The following is a 19792-nucleotide window of genomic DNA, read 5'->3' as shown; positions in this document are numbered from 1 at the left end:
GTATCGAGCACCGGGACGCCAGGCAGCCTGCCCCTGGCAAGGGCAGGCTACGCGCGGACGGCGCCAGCACACTCGGAGCCACGAGCAGGACGCAGGGTCGGCCCCGGAACGGAACACGGGCGGGGCCGACCGGCGTCATCGGCCCGGAACCCGGTACGGCGGCCTCGCCGTCCACGCGGCGCCGGCTCCGACCCGGCCCGACTCACCTGGACAGGGCATCCCCGCCCACCACGTCCCGGACGCGCTGTCCGGCTTACCGGCCGGACAGCGACTTGGAAGGAAGCGCTACCTGGGCGGGCCCGCCGAGTCGGCGTCTCTCTCCCCGTGCCGGTTTTGAAGAAACACCCATGAAAGGGAAACAACATGACCGCGCTCTACACCACCGAGGCCCTGTCGACCGGTGACGGTCGCAACGGCGAAGTCCGGTCCCTCGACGGCGTCCTGGACGAAGTCCTGGCGGTCCCGAAGGAGATGGGCGGCCCCGGCGGCGACAGGACCAACCCGGAGCAGCTCTTCGCCGCCGGATACGCCGCCTGCTTCCACAACGGACTCCGCCTGATCGCGAGCGGACAGGGCGTCGAACTCCCGGCCTCGACCGTGCAGTCGAAGGTGAGCCTGCTGGCGCGGGAGGCCGGCGGTTTCACCCTGGCCGTGTCGCTGACCGCGCACCTGCCGGGCCTGGAGCAGTCCACCGCCGACCAGTTGATGAAGGCCACCCATGAAGTGTGCCCGTACTCCAACGCCACCCGGGGGAACATCGAGGTGACCCTCACGGCCACGGTCCAGTAAGGGACTTCGGACGGCCGAGGCCCCCGAGGAGACTCAACGGCTGCCGCGGCCGCGTTGGCGGCAGCCGCGCCGTTCGGTCGCTGCTGGCCTGCGCGGCTCCGGTACAGGCCGTGGAGTGGGACCTGCGTTGCGTGACCTGGTGGAACGTGGTGCAGCTGCGTCGCTCGCGTTCCGTGACACAGAACGTCCCTCACGGACCGGGCCGCCCGGCGACCCCGGCACTTCACCCTCCTTGCCGCACCCCTGGCGCCTGCAGCCTGCCTGAACGACGAGGACTCGTCGGCGCCGGACGGTCTCGCCTCCGCCGCGAAGCCCTGAGCCGCCCCCCACTTCCCACAGCACAGAAACCGCGTACCCAGTGACCAATATCGGACATACCGCCGACGGCCCATTCCCTTTGTCCGCCTTGACCGACGGCGCGTCGGTGTCCGCGGCCCTGCGGCAGGTCGTGCGAGTACGCCGCGGAACACGGCTGGGCCTGCCCGGCATGGACGTCTTCGGTCGCGGCCGCGATGGGCGGGACGGCGCGGAGTACCGCGGTGTGAACGCCCCTGTTCCGCCGCCGGGTTCCCCGCGCGACGGCATCGGAGCCCAGGCATCCGCCGCCCGGTCGACCGTGAACGGCGGTACGAACACGTGAAGTCCAAACTCGATCCGCTGTCCATGGCGGCGATGGCAGTCACCGTGGTCTCCGTCTCGGCCACCGCCCCACTCACCGCCGCGGCCTCCGCCTCGCCGCTCGCCATGGCCTTCTGGCGCAACTGCCTGGGCTTCGCCGTACTCGGGCCACTCCTGTTGGTGCTGCGCCGTCGCGAGGTGGTGCGCGTCGCGCGCGGCGAGCGCGGCATCCTGCGCCGGGAGCAGTGGCGGCCCCTGGTCTTCGGCTTCCTCGCGGCCACGGCGCTCGCCCTCCACTTCGCGGCCTTCATGACCAGCACTCGACTGACCTCGGTCGCCATGTCCACGGCCCTTGTCGCCACCCAGCCCGTCTGGCAGGCCCTCATCGCCGCGGGCCAGGGCGTCCGGGCGTCTCGCCGGACCTGGGCGGGTCTCGCGCTCGCGGTGGTGGGAGCGGCCGCGGCGGGCGGTCTCGACATCAAGTCCGGCGGTACGGCGCTGCTGGGGGACCTGCTCGCCCTCGTCGGGGCCGTCGCCCAGGCCGGGTACACCGCGCTGAGCGAACGGTCGCGGGCGGATGTGAGTACACCGCTGTACTCGACGTTCACCTCGCTGGTCTGCGGTCTGGAACTCCTCGCCGTCTGCCTGTTGGCCCACATCCCGCTGACGGGCTTCGACAGATCCACACAACTGTCGCTGCTCGGGCTGCTCGTCCTTCCTCAGATCCTGGGACTCGGCTCACTGAACTTCGCCCTCGGCAGGACATCGGCAACGACGATGAGCGTCCTGCTCCTGCTGGAGACCCCCGTGGCGGCGCTGGCCGCATGGTGGTTCATGGGGCAGGGCATCAAGCCCGCGACCATGCCCGGGCTTCTGTTGATCATCGTCGGCGTCACGGTCGTGGTGACCAGCGGCAGCACGGCACAAGCCACGGCAGAGCAGGGTAGGCACTCCAGTACGGGAACTGCGGAAATGCCGCCGTACCCGTCCTACGCTCCGTACACGCCCCAGCCCCTGCCGATGCGGCGGCGCCTGACGTTCCCGGAACCCGCCGGACGAGATCCCAGAGTGGACTGGGCGAGGCACACCGGGGACGACAGCCCTACGGTCACCCTGGCCCTCCCCACCTATCACGGTGCGGGGGCGTTCGACACCTTGTTCTTGCGGGTGCCGCGCATGGAGGAAGAGGAGCCGAACCCCGACAGTCCCGCTGAGGCATTGGCGGACCGCAGTGCACGGAGGTAGACCGCCCATCCGATCGCGGCCCGAGCACAGTCGTGTTCCGGACCCGGCCCCGGCCATCGTTCTTCTGGCCGAGGTTCGGGAGCCACTACCGGCCGTTGTGCCGAGGCAGTGGAGCAGGGCGTGAGAGGAAGCTCTGACGGAAAACAGCCGGTAGGGACCGGGTGGTGGGGCATGCGGGATGCCTGCATGACAGTCACCGCGGACGGCGGACTGCCCCTGGTCGGCCCGCTGACCCCGCCCGCGGGCCCTCGGCCCGCGCCGGGCCGTCCTGCTGCTGTATGGATCCGGGTGGCTGGACCGCGACCGGCATCGCCCCACAACCGGCACGATGCGACACCCCTGAAAGGGAAAAGCGTGACTACCGCACCCCCTGTTCGCCGGCCAGGCGACCTTGCCCTGTATTTCGCTGTCACGTTCACGACGAGCTGGGCTTTCTGGCTTGTCGCGATCGCACTGGGGGGATCGGTGAAGGGTTCCCCCGCCGCCATTCCCTATGTGCTCGGTGGCTTCGGCCCGGTGATCGGCGCGATCGTGGTCCGGGCGCGCCGCGCCCGCCGCCGGGAACCCGCCCCCGCCCATACCGTCGGACTCCGGCTGAGTAAGCGGCTGGGCTGGGTACTGCCGCTGCTGGTGATGGCCTCGGCAACCGTGCTGGCAGGCGTGGTGCTCGCGCACCTTCTGGGTGGTCCCGCGGTGAGCTTGGCAGAGGGGCGGAGCCTGATCTCGGACGCCGGCGGACCGGTGCCGTTCTTCGTCGCCATGCTGGTCGCCGGCCCGTTGTCCGAGGAGCCCGGTTGGCGGGGCACGGCATATCCACGCATGCGGGCGTCGCTGGGCCGACTTCAGGCCGGCCTGCTGCTGGGTGCCGTCTGGGCGGTATGGCATGTGCCGCTGTTCTTCGTCCGTGGAACCCTCCAGGCCGGATTCGGCCTGATCAGCTGGAGCGGCCTGCTCTTCGTGCTCAGCGTCATCCCGGTGGCACTGCTGACCGGTGACGCCTATGAGCGTGCCGGGGTCGCGGCGTCGATCGCGGTTCACCTTGGCGTCAACGGGACGACAGCGGTGCTGGGCGCCAGTTCACCCTCGGCCCAGGCAGCCGTCCTGGCCGTACAGAGCATTGTCGCGATCACGCTGCTCGCCTGGCAGCGCGGTCGCCCGGTGGACCGGTCGTCGGTTCATGTGGTCCCTCAGGCACACCGGGCCGGCACCAACTCGCCGCATCAGATCAGCCGGACCCGAGGCTGATCATTTCGGGCGGCACGACGGAAGCCGCCCGAAATGCCGCCGCCAGGGCGGTTACCCGCTCACGGTGATCCCGCTGGGTAGCCCCACCGGATGTGCCTCGTTCTGGGCCCGCGCCGGGAGTTGAACGCGGGTTGCACGGGCAAGGCCAGTGCCGTCACCAATATCCCCGGACCTGGAAACGGCACCCCGTCTCACCCTGCTCGCTTCCGACCGAAAAGCAAGAGGAGTGCTGAAAAGCATGCGTAGACCAGGGTTGACCAGAAGAAGACGTTTTGGGGGTGGTCTCCTCGTCGCGCTTGCCCTCGCACTGGCGCTGACGGTCGCCGGGACCGCCCTGCCCGACGTGAGCCAACAGGCCGCCGCGGTGGATGCCCCTGGCTGCTCCCTGAATGCCACGTCCTTCGACGCCGAGACGCTCGACGCCGCGGACGCGGGGGTGCGCGTGGGCTGCGCGGCGGATTCCGGGAGCCTTCGCCCATTGGCCGACAGCGACGACGATGTCGTGGCGGCCATCGACTTCAACCCCAAGGATCACCCTGACCAGTTGCTGCAGTCGATGCAGGAAGTGGTCGACACCACCCGCAGCGATCAGGCCAACGGGCTTTCCCTGGCCCAGTCCCTCGTCCGGCGGGCCGAGCAGGTCAATGTGGGGATCTACCCGCAGCAGACCGACGACGACATCGACTACGACGGAACGATACAAATCATCGGCAACAGCCTCGTGATCGTGGTGACGTCGACGGAGATCGGCGGTCGCCCCCGACACCCCGGACCAGGCACGGGCAACTCGACCATCTGCGACCGCATCGATTGCCAATCATGTTCCCCCGCGGGGTCGAGGGCAGCCTGGTGAGACTTCTGAAGCCCACAACCCGACTGTCCCCTGCCACAGTTGAGGACATCGGAAGGCCGACCGCCGCGGCCATGGGGGACAGCGGCCCCTGCGCGACCCGGACGCGGCCGAGCCGGACCACGATGGCGATGAGGGCTGAGCCCGGTCGGCTGGTACGGCCCAGCAGGTTCGTTGTCCCAGACGGTCAACACCGGGGCGAACCCGTGCCGGCTAGGGGGCAGCTCGTCAGTGGTGGGTGGTCATGTGAGCGAGGGTCTGCTCGGCGCTGTCGGGGGCGAAGGCGCCGTCGATGCCTTCGGCGGCTGCCTCGGCCGCTTCGACGGAGCGGGGGGTGAGGATCTTCTGCTGTGGGGGACGGGCAGGGCGAACAGGGGGCGGTTGGTGTAGCCGGTGTCGGTGTCGGTGATGAAGCCGCGCAGGGCGGGGCTCCAGTCGGCGAACCGGTGCAGGAGGGCGTCGCGGACGGCGGCGGGGTCGGTGAGGTCGACGCCGGCCTGCCGGTGCCGCACGTGACCACGGTGGTCATGTGCCCTGGGGGGCGCTGTTCGGCGGATGGGGCGAGGATCGCCGCGGTCAGACCGTCCGGCCCTGTGGTGCACGGGCATCGCGTACCGGCGGGCAACCCAGTCGGCCGCGGGTGGCGATCAGCAGGACGGCGGCCGCGATGGTGGAGCTGAGCAGGAAGGCGTGCGCGGCGTCCGAGGTGGACAGGGAGGGGAACATGTCGGACCAGGCCAGGGAGAAGAAGTTGTTGACGCCGCAGTGCAGCAGCATGGCCAGCGGCAGGCTCTCCCCGGTGCGGTTGAACACCCAGGTCATGACAAAGCTGAAGGCGATCGCGGTGGCGATGAACTCCAGGGGCGTGGTCCAGGACACATGCGGCCAGTTGCCCCACTCGGACATGAACAGCGGGAGATGCCAGGCGCCCCACAGCGGGCCGACGACGAGGGTGCCGAGCAGCGGGCCGTAGCGGCGCTGCAGGCGGGGCATGGCGAACTCGCGCCAGCCGGGCTCCTCGGCGAGGCCGGTGGTGATCATCTGCAGGAGCAGGCCGGGCAGGAACGCGGCCAGCACCGTGGCGGGCGGCATCGCGGGGCCGTGTCCGGCCAGCGCGACCGTGGCGAGGGTCAACGCGGCGGGCACCGAGAACAGCACCACGAGGTACCAGCGCCAGCCGACCCGGAACTTGGTCATGCGTCCGCGCCAGGCCCGCAGTCCGGGGCGTCCCTCGGTGATCCCGGTGACGAGGAGGGCCGCACTGATCGGGCCGAGGTAGGCGCCGGGCAGGACGCCGAGGAGCTGGGTGGTGCCGCCGGCGCCGGGGAAGGCGAAGTGCCACAGGCCCAGTCCGTTCTCGGACAGGATGTACGGGGTCCACGCCGTCCAGCTCATCAGGTAGGCGAGGGAGAAGAACCAGGTCAGGGGGCGGCGGCGGATGCTGCCTCGCAGGCCGGTCGCGCGGGCCGGGCGGGCCGGGTTTTCGATGGTGACGGGGGCTTGGACGCTCACCGTGGGTCCCTTCGGAGGGGGCTGACGTGATGCGTCCAGCACACCAGCGCCGCGCCTGCGGATCATTGCCGTGCGCACCCCAAGTGGTGGTACAGCACGCTGTACTTGAGGGGTCGTCAGCCGTGGCGACCCGCCGACTCTGTGTGCGCCGTCGCTTCGGTCAGGGTCGTCGCAGTGGGTACGGCGCCGGCGACGGCCGGCGTGGACGCGGGCCGGGTCACTGTGCGCGGACGACGTCCGCGGGTGGGGTGCGCAGCGCCTGACGGGTGGGGAGTTCGATGGTCAGGAAGGCCGTGACGGTGACCGTGAGCGCCAGCGCCGGCAGGAGCCAGACCGGGCCCGCGGGCCAGGGGCGGCCGAGGAGGCCCTGGCCCAGGAGGGCGAGGGGGATCACGGACAGCAGCACCGCGGTGGAGAGTGCGGTGGCGGCGGTCACCGCGGCCTCGCGTCGCATCATCGCGCGGATCTGACGCGGTGTGGTGCCGTTCAGGCGGAGGGCCCCCAGCTCGACCCGGCGCTGGGCGGTGGCGGCGACGAGCTTGTTGGCGATGCTGAGCAGCAGGTAGACGAGCAGGACCACGATGGTGGCCAGGTTGATCCACACCTCGGGCGGGGCGTCCCGCAGACCACCGGTGTCCGTGGCGTGCGTGTCCTCCAGGGCCAGTCCCGGGCGGGAGGCGGCCAGGACGGTCAGGCCCCGCCGGGCCTTGTCCGTGCCGTCGGTGCGGATCAGGACCGACTGGTCGAGGCCGGTCGTGGTGTGTCCGGCCGCCAGGTCGTGGGAGAGGACGACCGTGCCGAAGCCCAGGCCGCGGTCGTAGACGGCGACGACCGTGGCCTCGACCGGGGTGCCGTCGCCGAGGACGAGACGCACCCGGTGGCCCACTTCCGCGGCGCGCGAGCGGGCGGCATCGCTGCTGACGGCGATGGTTGCGCCGCTGAGACGGTCCAGGTTCCCCTCCCGTATGCCGAGGTCCAGAACGTCGGACGCGTCCGGGGTGAGGATCATCGCGGAGCCGGAGTCGGTCTCCGTGTCGCCGAACTGCTTGAACGGCCACACCACGGTCGTCGTGCCGACCGGCACCGCCGCCTTCACACCGGGCGTCCCGCGTACGGCGGCGAGCGTGCCCTCGGGCAGTCCGCCCAGGCCCGGTGCGCTCAGGCGCTGCTGGGCGAGGGTGCCGGTGCGGGTGTCGTTCATGGTGGCGGCCAGCACGGTGGTCTGGGTGAGGGTGTAGGTCAGGACGAAGACGACCGCCATGGCCAGGGTGCTGACGATCCCCGCGTTGCGCAGGGCGTAGGCGCGGACGTTGGCCATCGCCAGCCAGGTGGGGGCGGAGACGCCGGACCGGGTGCGCCGGGCCGCCGCGTTCCCGATCCCCCGGACCAGCGCCGGGCCGGCCAGGGCCAGACCGATCGCCGCGATGATGCCCGCGAGTGACGTGGCCGTCGCGCCGAGGGCCGTACGGGAGAACAGCGGTACCGCGGACATGGTGGTTGCGGCCACGACGACCAGCATTCCGACACGGGTCCGGGCCCTGGAGGGGTTGCGCGGCTCACTGCGCGATTCGGCGACGGCCTCGGTGGCCGGCATGCGGGAGGTGCGCCAGGCAGAGCTCCTGGCCGAGACCTGGACGGCGATGGCGATGAGGAGGACGGCCGCGAGGGCGGGCAACGGGCTGACCGTCAGCGGGAGTTCGGACGGGACGACACCGCGGTCCGCCAGCAGCCCGCGGAACTGCCCGGCCAGCAGATAGCCCAGCGCCACGCCCGGCACGAGAGCCACGGCCGCGACGACGGTGGACTGGGCGGCGGCAAGTCGCCGTATCTGCTTGGGAGTTGCTCCGACGGCCCGCATCAGGGCCAGGTCCCGGCGCTGCCCGGCGATCGACACGGCCAGCGCGCTCGCCATGACGAACCCGGTGATCAGCAGGACGATCCCGGCGAGTGAACCGGCGAGGAGGACCAGGAGGGAGCGGGACGCGCCCGCGCCGGGCGACACCAGATCCCTGCGGGCCGCGCCGGTCGTCACCTCAAGTCCGGTGCCCTTCAGCTTCGTACGGACCTCGGCGGCGACGCGTTCCGCGGCGCCGGGTGCGGTACGCAGGCCGACCAGGTCGACGCGGTCCGCGCGACCGGACAGCCGTACGGCCGTCGTATCGGCGAAGAAGACGCCCGCGCCGGGTGAGCCGACCACCGCCGAGACGCGGTAACCGGCGGCGGCCCGTCCGGCGGCCACGACCTGGACCCGGTCGCCGACCGTCACCCCCGCCGCGGCCGCGGTGGCGCTGTCCACGGCGATCTCGCCGGAACCGGACGGCGCACCGCCCTCGACCCGCGGGGCGTCCAGCAGCTTCGTCGAGGACCAGCCGTGCCCCGACGCCTGGGGATCCCCGGCCGCCACGACCCGTCCGTGGGCGTCGACGAGGGCGGCGGGAAAGCCGATGTCGCCGACCGCCACGGTGACACCCGGCAGCCCGGCCAGTTCACCGGTCAGCCGGGACGGGACCGTACGGCGTTCCGGGAGCGCGATCGGCAGGTCCTCGGCGGGATGGAACTCCTGGTCGGCCGCGACCACGACGTCCGCGCCGCCGAGGCGCCCGGCGGGCAGGTGCGAGCGCAGGCCGGACTCGGCCAGTACGCCGGTGCCGGTGATCAACGCCGCGCCGCCGACGACCGCGCACGCCACGGCGATCAGCGCGGCGATCCGGTGCCGGACCATCTGCAGGGCAAGACGGAACATGACTCAGACCTCTCCCAACGCGACGAGACGCTCGGCCAGTTGGGGGGCGGAGGGGGCCTCCAGGGCCTCGACCACCCGGCCGTCGGCCATCACCAGCACGTGGTGCGCCCGCGCCGCGGCCGCCGGGTCGTGGGTGACCATCACCACCGTCTGGCGCAGCTCGCCCACGAGATCACGCAGCAGGTCCAGTACCTCGTGGGCGCTGCGCAGATCCAGCGCGCCGGTCGGCTCGTCGGCGAACACGACGGCCGGCTTGGCCACCAACGCCCTTACGACGGCGGCCCTTTGCTGCTGTCCGCCGGAGAGCTCGGCCGGGCGGTGGGTGAGCCGTTCGGTGAGACCGACCCGCTCGACCAGGGTGCGCAGCCAGTCGTGGTCCGGGGTGCGTCCCGCGAGCCGCAGGGGCAGCGTGATGTTGTCCTCGATGGTGAGGGAGGGGATCAGGTTGTAAGCCTGGAACACGAACCCGATGCGCTCGCGGCGCAGTTCGGTGCGGCGGGTCTCGTTCAGCCCGGCGATCTCGTGGCCGTCGATACGGATGCTGCCCGACGTCGGGGAGTCAAGGCCCGCGGCGCAGTGCATCAGCGTGCTCTTGCCGGAACCCGAGGGCCCCATCACGGCGAGGAACGTGCCGCGTTCCACCGTCAGCGACACCTCGTCGAGGGCGCGTACGCCTCCCGGGTACTCCTTGCCGACCCGGTCCAGCACGATGGCCGGCACAGCTGTGTGATCCCCGGTCGTGGCCGGGTGGGAGGCGCGGGCGAAGGCGGGGCTCATCGACGGCCCCGCAGGTTGCGCACGACGAGGATTCCGCCGCAGAGCACGGTGACCGCGCCGCAGGCCAGGTGCACCCAGGTGGTCGCGTCGCCGTAGGAGGCCGCCATGTTGGCGACCGCACTGATCACGACCAGGATCCAGAGCAGCGAGCGGGCGATCTCCCCGCGGGCGAGGGCGGGCGACGGTGCGCCGGGTGCTGCGTCGGCACCGGTCAGGCGGTAGGGGTCGCTGTTCGGCATGGGGGCTTCCTCCCGAGGTCGGCTGTCGTCACCGACGCTATGGATCGCGGCCCCCTCGGCCGATCCCGCAGCCCGCCCGGTTCGAGGTACAGCAGGCTGTACTCCTCGGCCCCCGGGCTGACGGCGAACGTGCCGCCCCCATAAGGTCCTTCGCGACGAAGGGAGGACGTATGGCCATCCACCAGGACGCCGCGGCCGGTGACCGGAGTACGGGGCTCAAGGACAACGTCTTACGGGCCCTGAGCGCCGCCGGCATCGCGATCGCGCAGCTCGCATCCGGACTCAATACCGCGTTCCTGGCCGTTCTCGTGCTGCTCTGGCTGGCCGTCACCGCCGTGACGAGCCTGGTCGGCGTGGGGCTGCTCATGGTGCCCGCCGTGGCGCGCGCCCTGCACTCCCTGGCCGGACAGGAGCGCGAACGGCTCGGCCGCTGGGGCCCCGAGGTCGTCGCCCCCGAGCCTGCGCCGACGCGGCTGCGGGCCGCACTCGTCGACCCCACCACCCGGCGGGAGCTGCGCTGGCTGGCCCGGCACGCCACCCTGGGGTTCCTGCTGGGGCTGCTCGGCGTCGTCCTGCCGATCTCCGCCGTGCGCGACAGCACCTTTCCGCTGTACTGGAAGCTCCTGCCCACGGACACGACCGCCTCGTCCGTGGGGATCGGCCACGCGCACTCCTGGCCGGACGCCCTCGCCGTCGCCCTGCTCGGCGTGGGCTGGATCGCGATCGTCCTGGGGCTCGCCCCTGGCATGGCGCGCCTGCAGGCCGGGCCCGGACGCCGGCTCCTCGCCGCCGGCCCCGACACCGATCTCTCCTTGCGGGTCGCGGAGCTCACCGCCACCCGCGCGGCCGCACTCGACGCCCACGCCACCGAACTGCGCCGCATCGAGCGCTCGTTGCACGACGGCACCCAGAACCGGATCGTCAGCGTCACCGTCCTGCTCGGTGCCGCCCGCCGCATGGTGGCCCGCGACCCGGCCGGAGCCGACGAACTCCTCGAACGCGCCCAGTCCGCTGCTGAGCAGGCCCTGTCCGAGCTGCGTACGGTCTCCCGGAGCATCCTGCCGCCGGTGCTGGACGACCGCGGGCTCGCCGGAGCGCTGTCCGGGCTGGCCGCGGAGTGCGCGGTGCCCTGCCGCGTCGACGTGGACGTACCCGAGCGGTGCGCCGCCTCCGTCGAGGCGACCGCCTACTTCGTCGTCGCCGAAGCCCTGACCAACATCGCCAAGCACAGCGCCGCCGGGCAGGCCGCGGTGACCGTCCGCGCCCGCGGGGGCCGTCTCCACCTGTGCGTCGAGGACGACGGCCGGGGCGGGGCTGGGGGCACCTCCCAGGCTATTGGCACTGGGGGAGAGGACGGCGGCTCCGGCCTGACCGGCATCCGCCGCCGGATCGCGGCGCACGACGGCACCCTCTCCCTGTCCAGCCCGCCCGGCGGCCCGACAACCCTGAAGGTGGATCTTCCCTGTGGATCGTGAACTGCGTCTCGTGATAGCCGAGGACGACCCGTTGCTGCGCGAGGGGCTCGCCCTGCTGCTGCGTGCCGAGGGGCTCGACGTGGTGGCGACCGCGGGCACCCCCGACGAGGCACTGGACGCCATCGACGCACATGAACCGGACGTCGCCATCCTCGACGTACGGATGCCGCCGACCCACACCGACGAGGGCATCGTCGCGGCGGTCGAGGCCCGGCGCCGCCGCCCCGACCTCGCCGTCCTGGTGCTGTCCGCGTACGTCGAGCAGAGCTTCGCCACCGAACTGCTCGGCGGCGGCGTCGGCGGCCTCGGCTACCTGCTCAAGGAACGGGTCGGCCGGGTCGAGGAGTTCCTCGACGCGCTGCACCGGGTGGCGTCCGGAGGCACCGCCATCGACCCCGAGGTCGTCGCCCAGCTCTTCACCCGCTCCCGCCAGGACACCCGCCTCGAACGCCTCAGCCCGCGCGAACGGGACGTCCTCGCCCTGATGGCCGAGGGACTGGGCAACGGCGCCATCGCCGAACGGCTCGTCGTCACCGACGGCGCCGTCCACAAACACATCCGCAGCATCTTCGCCAAGCTCGACCTGTCCCCCGCCGACCAGGTGGACCGTCGGGTCGCCGCCGTCCTGCGCTACCTGGAAGACCTGCGCCGACTGGCGTGAAGACGGCGCCGCAGAGCGCTCAACGGGCGTCGGGCAGCCCGGCATCCTGGGTGGGCACGGCGGCCTGCACGCGGTGGGAGCAGCCGGTGCGGGTGAGGATCCGGCCTTGTGGGAGCGGGCACTTGACCGCGGAGGATCCCCGCGCCAGAGCGGGAGGTCGTCGGGGAGTACCCGGAACGCCTTGTGGCGGCCCAACGCGCGGGCGGTCCGTAAGTCCCGTCGGTCGAGGGTGAGGATCGCGTCCGTGTCGTTCCTCGGCGCGGGGTTTGATCAGGCGGTTCACCGCTCTGGGCCTACGCGTCTGCGTGTAGATCATGATGATTCTTCAGGATTTCCGAAGGACCATCGTGATCCGCACAGACCCGTGGCTGCTGGGCTTACTTGCCGGAGCCGACGCGGTAGCCGACGGGGTCGACGACGACGTCCGGCACGCCGCCACTGGTGGCGGAGACGGTGATGGTCAGGTCGTTGAGGTTCGCGATCTGGGAGATCGTCTCGTTGGGCGGGGTGACGGAGAGCCGGGTGTAGGTCTTGCCGGAGCCGCTGGTGTCGGCGCTGAAGTGGAGCAGGAAGCGGGTCTCCTCGCCGGGGCCGACGGTGACGGTGGAGGGCGTGGCGTCGGAGCGGGCGGTGTCGGGCCCGGTGTCGCCCAGTCCGTCGGGGCCCACGAGCTGGACGCCGGGGAAGCCGTGCATGCTGCATGTGCGGGAACCGACGTTCTTCATGTTGACGACTATCTCGTTCTTGGTCCCGGAGGCGGTGACGCTGTAGGTGAGATGGTCGGTCGTGCACTTGGCGCCCGACGTCGAGGCCTGGGCCTGGGCGGTGGTTCCGCTGCCCTTGCTGGAGCCGCTGGAGCCGCTGGAGCCGCTGGAGCCGGACGAGGAGGAACCTGAGGTCGAGCCCTGGCCGCTGGTGGAGGTGGCGGCGGTGGTGGAGCCGCTCGCGCCGGTGGAGCTGCTCGCGGCGATGGAAGCGCCGGTGGACGGGCTGGTGCCGGCGGAAGCGCTCGATCCGTCGCTGCTGCATGCGGTCAGCGAGAGGCCGGCGGCAGCGACGACGAGGGCGAGGGCGGACATCTTCTTGACGCGCATCGGTACTCCTGGGAAGAGAAGAGGTGTCGTATCGGTCGCTCGCTCCGGCTGAGCGGCCACGGTTGATTCATAGGAGGCCGGTGCCGGGTCATGTGTTGCCGTAGGAGTTGCACCAAGACACCGCTGTGACATGTGAGTTGACGCGCCGTTACGGCAAGGCGGAGAGACGCGGGCAGACGGGGCGTTTTGCAACGGCCGGCCGGGCCCTGAAGGCACACGCGGTGAAGTGCGCGACATCCCACGGGTTCATCCCGGCTTCATCTCCAGTTGCCGTAGGTCGGTCCGGCAGACGGGGGTGGGTGGGTTCGTGCGGATCACGATGGTCCTTCGGACGAGATGCTGGATGCGCTCGCCCGAGCCCTGCGCCTGGCGGGGGTGGAGCGACTGCATCCGCACGACCTCGCCAGTGCCCCCCAAGCAACCGGTGCATGCACGCCTTCGGCGACGCCCCTGCGGTCGTGCTGGGCTGCCGCGGCGACGTACGGGCCTGGAACCGCATCGGGCACGCGCTGTTCGCCGGACACTTCGAGCCCGACAGCGCCGCACATCCGGGCCGGGCGCCCGCACACCACCGCGCGTGGTGTTCCTGGACGCTCACCTCCGCGACCTCTTCGTGGGCCGGCGTAAGAAAGCCCGCGACGTGGTGGGCAGACTGCGCCTGGCCGCCGGCCAGCACCCGGAGGACCCGGCCCTGGCCGCCATCATCGGCGAACTGACCATGAAGAGCCCGGAATTCGCCGCGGTGTCGTCCGAGCACAAGGTCAGGAAGTGGGACTTCGCGACCTACCGGATGCACCACCCGCTGCTCGGCCCGATGTACCCGACCCCGCAGACCCTGCCGATCCCGCAGGAACCGGACCAGCGCATCGTGGTCGCAACTGCCGAAGCCGACTCGCCCTCCCAGGCCGCACTACTCCCGGAAGAATTCGCCGTAGCCACAGTGGTTTTGGGCCATGTGCGTGAGGGCCTTCTCGGCGTCGTCGCGTGTGGGCGGGGCCGGCGCCCATGCCGGAGAACGGGGACATCAGGTGCGCGGCGTCGCCGAGGAGGGTGAGTACCCTTGGCCGGGGCCACCGGGAGGCGTGGTGAAGGAGCGGTCCGATTGGGTTCTCCGGTTCCGCCTCGGTGACCACAGCGTCCGCGGTCGCGGTGTTTTCGACGTCCGCCGCGGGGAGCGGTGGACAGGCCGGGTGGTCGGCAGGCTGATGCGACTACCGGCGACGGCGGCGTGCGTACCGGTTCAGGTAGAAGTACTGCGCGACTGCGAGCCGCGTGAAATCGAGTACCGGTGTACCAGTGACCTGAGACCGGGATCTGCCGCCGGATCGTGCCGCGACCCCGGATGGGGTCCGGGGCAGGGCCGGGAGGAGAGGTGGATCCTGCAGATCGGGCGGCGGCGGGTGACAAGCCTGGTAAGCCGCCACTCGCGCGACGCGGACCGCGTCCAAGAGCGTTTCGGGCCGCTTGAACTGCACATGCGGTTGCTTGCTGACGACACTGAGCTTCGATGGGCCCCAGACGGTGCGGCGCTGGCGCTGGCCCGGCAGATGACGGAGACGGGTGAGCGGGTCACCTTTCTGCGGGGCTGACCCGCCGGGGTGCGCCTACGGGCCGCCGGGGTGGGTGCAGGGCCTCCGGCGGCGGCACCCACCCCGGCGGCCGAGCCGGGACGGGTCCGGGCGTCCGGTTCCCGCCGCACGCTCCTCACGCCATGATTCCGGCTGTGACCTCCTGAGCACCTGGACCTCACTCCTGCGACACCGTCCCCCGGGCGTCCGCCGCCACCAGGCCCCCGTCGACTGCGGACAGCGGAAACATCGGGTGCATCAGAGCGGCCTCGGCGGCGGCGCGCAGCGGGAGCGGCAACCGGCCGCACCGTTCGGTGAGGGCGGTGGCGCTATGGCTGTCGGCAGCGACTCGGTCCCCGACGAGGGTGCGCAGCAGGCGCAGCGCCTCGCCGGGCGGTAGCGGGCCGAGCCCGATGCGGTGCGCCCCGTGCCGGGCGACCAGGTCCGCGCGCGAGGCGGCCCCGGCCGGTGGCGAGCACGAGGCAGCGCGGGGTGCCGGGGAGCAGCGGCCGTATCTCGTCCGCCGACGCGATGTCGTCCAGGACCACCAGAATGCGGAGCCCGGCAAGCAGGGTGCGCTAGCGGGCGGCCCGCTTGTCCGGCGCTGATGACGATTCTTGAAAGCGACCAGGGTTGCTGGGTTGCTCCTCGCTCAGGTTGATCCGGCCATCATGAGTGTTCACGCCCCCCTCACCCGAGGTTGTCAGGCACGGAGCGACCGCCCGTGCGGGCGAACGGCCGCGGTGAAGATCTGCGCGCGGCCGGTACGTGTGTCGGTCCAGATGGGGTGGAAGACCTGGCCGGCGGCTGCGGCCAGACCCTGGTAGTTGCCCAGCCAGTGCGTGCTGCCTGTGTCGATGGCCTGCCGCGGGTCGAAAGCCCGCGTGGTCACGCGCAGGGGTGGCGCGAAGGTGGGGGGCATCGTTGCAGGGCGCACCGGATCAGATACGAGGAGCAGAACGTCCATGCGCAGTGTCGCGACGGACAGGGCGTAGACGGAGATCGCGATGCGGAGGCTGTCGTCGACGGCGACCTGCGGTTGCAGGAAGACCGTCTTGTCGCTGGCCGCAACGGTCATCGCTTCGTTCCACAGCGGTGTCCGACCGGCGGAGGCGGTCGAGGTGGTCAACAGCAGCCGCGACATGCCGGTTGCCTCGTCGAAGCCGGTCAGCGCCGCGCACACGAGACCGCTGTCGGGTGCGGCGGCGAGGGCCGGACCGCTCCTTGCGGTGACGTCTCCCAGGTCCGGTGCCATCGCCGGAACCTCGGCCACATCTTGGGGCGCTGTGAAACTCTCGCCGTGGTCGCCGGACGAGACGGCTCGCAGGACTACGCCACCATCATGGGATCTGGCCCCGTAGACGACGGTGAGCGAGCCGTCGGGTCCGGCCGCGGCCACGGGGGCGGTGGCCTGGGCTCCGGTGGCCGAATCGAGCGCGCGCGGTGACTCGAAGGTGCGGCCGCCGTCCATGGATCGTGCCAGGACCACTCCGTCGTCCGCGGTGCCGTACATCCGTGCGGCGATGTACAGAGGCACGGGCGAGGGGAGGAGTCCGGTGCCGATCGCGAGCCAGGGATGGTCCACCAGGCCGAGACCGCCCGCGATCGCCGTGACGGGTGGACGGAAGCTGCGCCCGCCGTCGTCAGTACGCCAGACGAGGGCGTCACCCTGCCGTGACGGCCCCTGGGCGGCCACGACGCCGCACACGAAACCGCGACCATGACCGTCGAAGGCCACGGTCGGGTTGCCGTCGTAGTCCGGCACCAGGCCGGGCAGCAGGCCGTGCTCCCGCCAGGTGTCACCCCCGTCGAAAGACGCGTACGTGGCCAGGCCGATGCTCGACCTGACGAATACCCGGCACGCGGCAAGGAGGTTGTGCGGATCACGCGGGTTCACGGCGAGGACGGGTTCGATGTGCGCGGCGAAGGCGTCATCGGTGACCCGTGCGTTGGTCGGCACTGTCTCCCCTTCTCTTCGCCGAGGCGCCCCCGCCCATGACACGCCGCCAGCCGCCATACACGACAACGCCGCGCCCGCCAGAGCGCCGAAGGCCCGCCGTGACACGACTCGATCGAACGTCCTCATGGGAAAGTTCCCTTCGGCTACACCGGATCTGCACAGCAAAGGAGCGTCGGCTTGGGACGCGTCGCGCGGATCCGCCGACACTCCCGATGCTGCGCGCTTCCCGGTGCCTTGTAATCGCGCCGGGGTATTGAGCCCGCAGTCGTACTGGCTGCCCGGCAAGTCATCCTCGGGAACGAGTGACATCCCACTCGTTCCTGTCCAGGCCAGGCGCAACGCCGTGGACGAACTCACGGCAGTAACCGCCTTGGGCGCAAGCCCATTTCGGGAAGCGCCGAGCGCGGGTCAGCGCGCGCGGCCAGACCAGCGAGCTGGACCAGTACACCGCCCCGCCCACCGTGTCCGGGTCCGCGGCCGCCGGCTTCACCGCCACCGGCGTCACCACGTCGGCCACCACCTACCAGTACACGGCTGCCGGGCAGCAGCACCAGGTCACCGGCCCCGACAACACGGTCTGGACGTTCGATTACGACCTGCTGGGCCGCAAGAAGTCCCAGACCGACCCGGACACGGGCGGGAGCAGCTACGGGTACGACGACGCCGGCAACCTGATCTCCACCACCGACGCCAAACACGTCGAACTCGGCTACACCTACGACCTCCTGGGCTACCCGCCGGGCGACAACCGTGTCCTCGTGGCCGACGACCAAAGCCGGGCCGCGGCCTCGCGGCTGAATGACACCGCTGACCTCCCCGCCGCGCTGGTCATCTTCTACTCCTCAATCGCATTGCTGCATCTGCCGGACATCGACCACGGATACTTCATCCACACTCCCGACCTGGTGCTTGACCACCTCACGGAGTACGGAGCGGTTCGCCTAGCCGACCACCGCACCGGCATCGTTTTCGGCAGCGACGGCGGAGGACACCTCTTCGCTCTCGACCAGAACGGGCAGGTTCACCGATCCACTACGCCGTCATGGCTCGATGACTTCGAGCCGGCAGCCCCGTCCCTGCCGCAGTTCCTTCAACAGCTGCACCGAGCCACCGCGGGCTTCGCGGTCGACACCAAGCGCCACTCGGCCGCCGATCACGGCTGACCGATCCCGCTGATGGACGCCGACCACGACGGCATTCCGAGAGTTCCAATACCCGACTCCACCATTAGAGGCAGCGAGCACCGGAGCACCCCAAGCCCGGCAGGTCGCCGACGCGTGGCACCTGTGGGACAACCTGGCCCACGCGGTCGAACGCACCGTGATTGCTCATCGGTCCTGCCTGACACCACCGTCGCCGCAGCAGCGCCAGCCCACGCCAGTGGCAGCACCCGATGCTGCCCTCAACCCGGACACCGGCGCTGAGAAGTGGCTGGTCACGCGGACCCGGGAACGCTACCGGGCGGTCCAGGACCTGCTGGCCCAGGGATGGACGATCAGCGCGATCGGACGTGAACTGGGACTGGCCCGCCACACCGCCCGCCGCTACGCGCGCTGCGAGAACCCCGACGCCCTCGCCGATCACGCCATCCGCACCACCCGGCTGGACGCCTACCGCCCCTGCCTGATCAACCGCTGGAACCAGGGCTGCATCAACGCTTCCACACTCTTCCGCGAGATCCAGGCAGGGCTACCCGGGCCGCACACCACAAGCAGTCCGCCGCTTCCTGCGCCCGTTACGCGGCACTGCGAAGACAGCACCGACGCCGCCGCCAAAACCCCAGGACGTCAGTGCGTGGATCACTCGTCACCCGGGACATCTACGCGCTGAGGAGGAACAACAACTCGACGACCTACTCTCTCGCTGCCCGCAGTTGGCCGGACTCCGAGGCCACGTCCACGCTTTCGCGTGCATGATCTGCGACCACACCGGCGCTGATCTCCCGGCATGGATCCGCGCCGTCCGTGCGGGCGAACTGCCGTACCTGCACGCCTTCAGCGACGGACTCGAACGCGATATGGACGCCGTCATCGCAGGTCTCACCCTGCCCTGGAGCAGCGGCCCCGTCGAAGGCCACGTCAACCGGATCAAAATGCTGAAACGCCAGATGTACGGACGGGCCTCGCTCCCGCTCCTGCGCAAGCGAGTCCTTCTCGCACGACACTCCGTTACCGCTTCACGAAAATCTTGGCTGAACCAAGATCTGAAGCCCGGCAAGGGAAAAGGCGGGGCGCGACGGTGCTGGTCAAAGTGGTGGGCAAGGGTTCGGGCCGGGTCCTGATGGCCGGGATGATCTGCGTCCGGCCAGGCCACGAGACCCGTCTGATCTACCGGACCCAGACGTACCGGGGCCGAACCGGCGAGAAGAAGGGCTTCCGGGCCCGCGAGTTCGCGGACCTGTTGGCCTCTGCCCGGCGGCAGCTCGGCGACGTCCCGCTGGTCATGGTGTGGGACAACGCCGGCACCCATCACGCCAAGCCCTTGCGGGAGTTCTGCGAGCGCAACAGCGACTGGCTGACCATCGTCAAGCTCCCGCCCTGCGCGCCCGACCTCAACCCGTCGAAGGCGTCTGGGCTCACGTGAAGAAGTCCCTGGCCAACCTCGCACCCCACACGATCGAAGACCTCACCCCACTCGTGAAGAACCGCTTACGCGCCATCCAACACCGACCCGAATTACTCGACGGCTTCATCACCGGAACCGGACTGACACTGGAGCCTCCGTAACGCTGTCACCCCGCCATTTCAATCTCAGCGGCAACGCCGACGGCAACACAGGCGCACAGCACGGCACTTCCGCGCACCCCCACGGACCGGCAGGAATTCGCTGACCAGCGAAAATGCAGGTGACCGCGACCGTACCGGCTCGCGCAGCCTGTCGGCCGGGCCGACCGCAGCACGCCCACGGCTCCCGCATCCCCGGAGAGCGATCTCATCACGAACTGAATTCAGAATATTCGCGCAGGTCAGAGGCATCTTAACGGTGATGACAACGGTCACCGGTGCAGTCTTTGGCG

General features: G+C 70.8%; 20 protein-coding genes and 2 pseudogenes. 13 read left to right on the top strand and 9 right to left on the bottom strand.

Going from position 1 to position 19792, the window contains the following annotated elements; all coding sequences use genetic code 11:
* Positions 1-363 precede the first annotated feature (363 nt).
* The 5 genes from ACIRR9_RS37210 to ACIRR9_RS37190 all read left to right on the top strand — a co-directional run bounded on the left by ACIRR9_RS37210 (position 364) and on the right by ACIRR9_RS37190 (position 4750).
* Positions 364-789 carry an organic hydroperoxide resistance protein gene (locus tag ACIRR9_RS37210; protein ID WP_403761318.1) on the top strand — a complete coding sequence of 142 codons (426 nt, stop codon included), beginning with the start codon at positions 364-366 and terminating at the stop codon, positions 787-789.
* A 406-nt stretch (positions 790-1195) separates the two neighbouring features.
* Positions 1196-1429: a hypothetical protein gene (locus ACIRR9_RS37205; protein ID WP_403761315.1), complete on the top strand. Its 234-nt coding sequence runs from the start codon at positions 1196-1198 to the stop codon at positions 1427-1429.
* A complete protein-coding gene (locus ACIRR9_RS37200; protein WP_403761312.1) occupies positions 1426-2652 on the top strand; it encodes a DMT family transporter in 1227 nt (408 codons plus the stop codon). Before ACIRR9_RS37205 ends, ACIRR9_RS37200 begins: the two co-directional genes overlap by 4 nt.
* A gap of 186 nt (positions 2653-2838) precedes the next feature.
* Entirely contained in the window at positions 2839-3897 is a 1059-nt protein-coding gene (locus ACIRR9_RS37195) for a CPBP family intramembrane glutamic endopeptidase (RefSeq protein ID WP_403761309.1), read from the top strand.
* A 238-nt stretch (positions 3898-4135) separates the two neighbouring features.
* Positions 4136-4750 (top strand): hypothetical protein, encoded by a 615-nt coding sequence (locus tag ACIRR9_RS37190; RefSeq protein ID WP_403761306.1) that lies wholly within the window; start codon positions 4136-4138, stop codon positions 4748-4750.
* 239 nt (positions 4751-4989) lie between these two features.
* On the opposite strand, the gene ACIRR9_RS37185 is transcribed toward ACIRR9_RS37190, so the two are convergent.
* The 5 genes from ACIRR9_RS37185 to ACIRR9_RS37165 all read right to left on the bottom strand — a co-directional run bounded on the left by ACIRR9_RS37185 (position 4990) and on the right by ACIRR9_RS37165 (position 10018).
* Complete coding sequence (locus ACIRR9_RS37185) at positions 4990-5259, bottom strand: hypothetical protein (protein WP_403761304.1); 270 nt, start codon at positions 5257-5259, stop codon at positions 4990-4992.
* Positions 5260-5323: 64 nt separating this feature from the next.
* The gene (locus tag ACIRR9_RS37180) at positions 5324-6259 is read right to left on the bottom strand and encodes a CPBP family intramembrane glutamic endopeptidase (protein ID WP_403761302.1); all 936 of its coding nucleotides are present in this window, start codon (positions 6257-6259) and stop codon (positions 5324-5326) included.
* Positions 6260-6476: 217 nt separating this feature from the next.
* Positions 6477-9002 (bottom strand): FtsX-like permease family protein, encoded by a 2526-nt coding sequence (locus ACIRR9_RS37175; protein ID WP_403761299.1) that lies wholly within the window; start codon positions 9000-9002, stop codon positions 6477-6479.
* Between the two features lie 3 nt (positions 9003-9005).
* Positions 9006-9779 carry an ABC transporter ATP-binding protein gene (locus ACIRR9_RS37170; protein ID WP_403761296.1) on the bottom strand — a complete coding sequence of 258 codons (774 nt, stop codon included), beginning with the start codon at positions 9777-9779 and terminating at the stop codon, positions 9006-9008.
* Entirely contained in the window at positions 9776-10018 is a 243-nt protein-coding gene (locus ACIRR9_RS37165) for a hypothetical protein (protein ID WP_403761293.1), read from the bottom strand. Before ACIRR9_RS37165 ends, ACIRR9_RS37170 begins: the two co-directional genes overlap by 4 nt.
* Positions 10019-10188: 170 nt before the next feature.
* Between ACIRR9_RS37165 and ACIRR9_RS37160 the strand changes: the two genes are divergently transcribed.
* A complete protein-coding gene (locus tag ACIRR9_RS37160) occupies positions 10189-11493 on the top strand; it encodes a sensor histidine kinase (RefSeq protein WP_403761290.1) in 1305 nt (434 codons plus the stop codon).
* 1 nt (position 11494) lies between these two features.
* Positions 11495-12154: a response regulator transcription factor gene (locus ACIRR9_RS37155; protein WP_403761403.1), complete on the top strand. Its 660-nt coding sequence runs from the start codon at positions 11495-11497 to the stop codon at positions 12152-12154.
* Between the two features lie 147 nt (positions 12155-12301).
* Here ACIRR9_RS37155 and ACIRR9_RS37150 read toward each other — a convergent pair.
* A pseudogene (locus tag ACIRR9_RS37150) lies at positions 12302-12403 on the bottom strand (VapC toxin family PIN domain ribonuclease); the annotation flags it as partial.
* A gap of 128 nt (positions 12404-12531) precedes the next feature.
* Complete coding sequence (locus ACIRR9_RS37145; RefSeq protein WP_403761287.1) at positions 12532-13248, bottom strand: DUF4232 domain-containing protein; 717 nt, start codon at positions 13246-13248, stop codon at positions 12532-12534.
* Positions 13249-13676: 428 nt separating this feature from the next.
* Here ACIRR9_RS37145 and ACIRR9_RS37140 point away from each other — a divergent pair.
* Positions 13677-13748 (top strand): annotated as a pseudogene (locus ACIRR9_RS37140) (hypothetical protein); the annotation flags it as partial.
* A gap of 77 nt (positions 13749-13825) precedes the next feature.
* Positions 13826-14302 (top strand): hypothetical protein, encoded by a 477-nt coding sequence (locus ACIRR9_RS37135; protein ID WP_403761284.1) that lies wholly within the window; start codon positions 13826-13828, stop codon positions 14300-14302.
* A gap of 692 nt (positions 14303-14994) precedes the next feature.
* On the opposite strand, the gene ACIRR9_RS37130 is transcribed toward ACIRR9_RS37135, so the two are convergent.
* The gene (locus tag ACIRR9_RS37130) at positions 14995-15384 is read right to left on the bottom strand and encodes a hypothetical protein (RefSeq protein ID WP_403761281.1); all 390 of its coding nucleotides are present in this window, start codon (positions 15382-15384) and stop codon (positions 14995-14997) included.
* Between the two features lie 135 nt (positions 15385-15519).
* Complete coding sequence (locus tag ACIRR9_RS37125) at positions 15520-16776, bottom strand: sialidase family protein (protein WP_403761278.1); 1257 nt, start codon at positions 16774-16776, stop codon at positions 15520-15522.
* Positions 16777-17237: 461 nt separating this feature from the next.
* On the opposite strand from ACIRR9_RS37125, the gene ACIRR9_RS37120 reads away from it, so the two are divergent.
* From ACIRR9_RS37120 to ACIRR9_RS37105, 4 genes are all read left to right on the top strand, one after another.
* Positions 17238-17939, top strand: coding sequence for a hypothetical protein (locus ACIRR9_RS37120; protein WP_403761276.1), 702 nt, complete (start codon positions 17238-17240; stop codon positions 17937-17939).
* Positions 17940-18156: 217 nt separating this feature from the next.
* Positions 18157-18606 (top strand): helix-turn-helix domain-containing protein, encoded by a 450-nt coding sequence (locus tag ACIRR9_RS37115; RefSeq protein WP_403761273.1) that lies wholly within the window; start codon positions 18157-18159, stop codon positions 18604-18606.
* On the top strand, positions 18503-19057 hold the full coding sequence (locus tag ACIRR9_RS37110) for a transposase (RefSeq protein WP_403761400.1): 555 nt from the start codon (positions 18503-18505) through the stop codon (positions 19055-19057). The genes ACIRR9_RS37115 and ACIRR9_RS37110 overlap by 104 nt, the downstream gene beginning before the upstream one ends.
* Complete coding sequence (locus tag ACIRR9_RS37105; RefSeq protein WP_403761270.1) at positions 19015-19359, top strand: transposase; 345 nt, start codon at positions 19015-19017, stop codon at positions 19357-19359. Before ACIRR9_RS37110 ends, ACIRR9_RS37105 begins: the two co-directional genes overlap by 43 nt.
* Positions 19360-19792 lie beyond the last annotated feature (433 nt).

This window comes from Streptomyces sp. NPDC101234 (assembly GCF_044767525.1).
In the GTDB taxonomy this organism is placed as follows: Bacteria; Actinomycetota; Actinomycetes; order Streptomycetales; family Streptomycetaceae; genus Streptomyces; species Streptomyces sasae.
The sequence above is the reverse complement of the archived record's forward strand: the minus strand, read 5'-3'. Positions and strand labels throughout refer to the sequence as shown.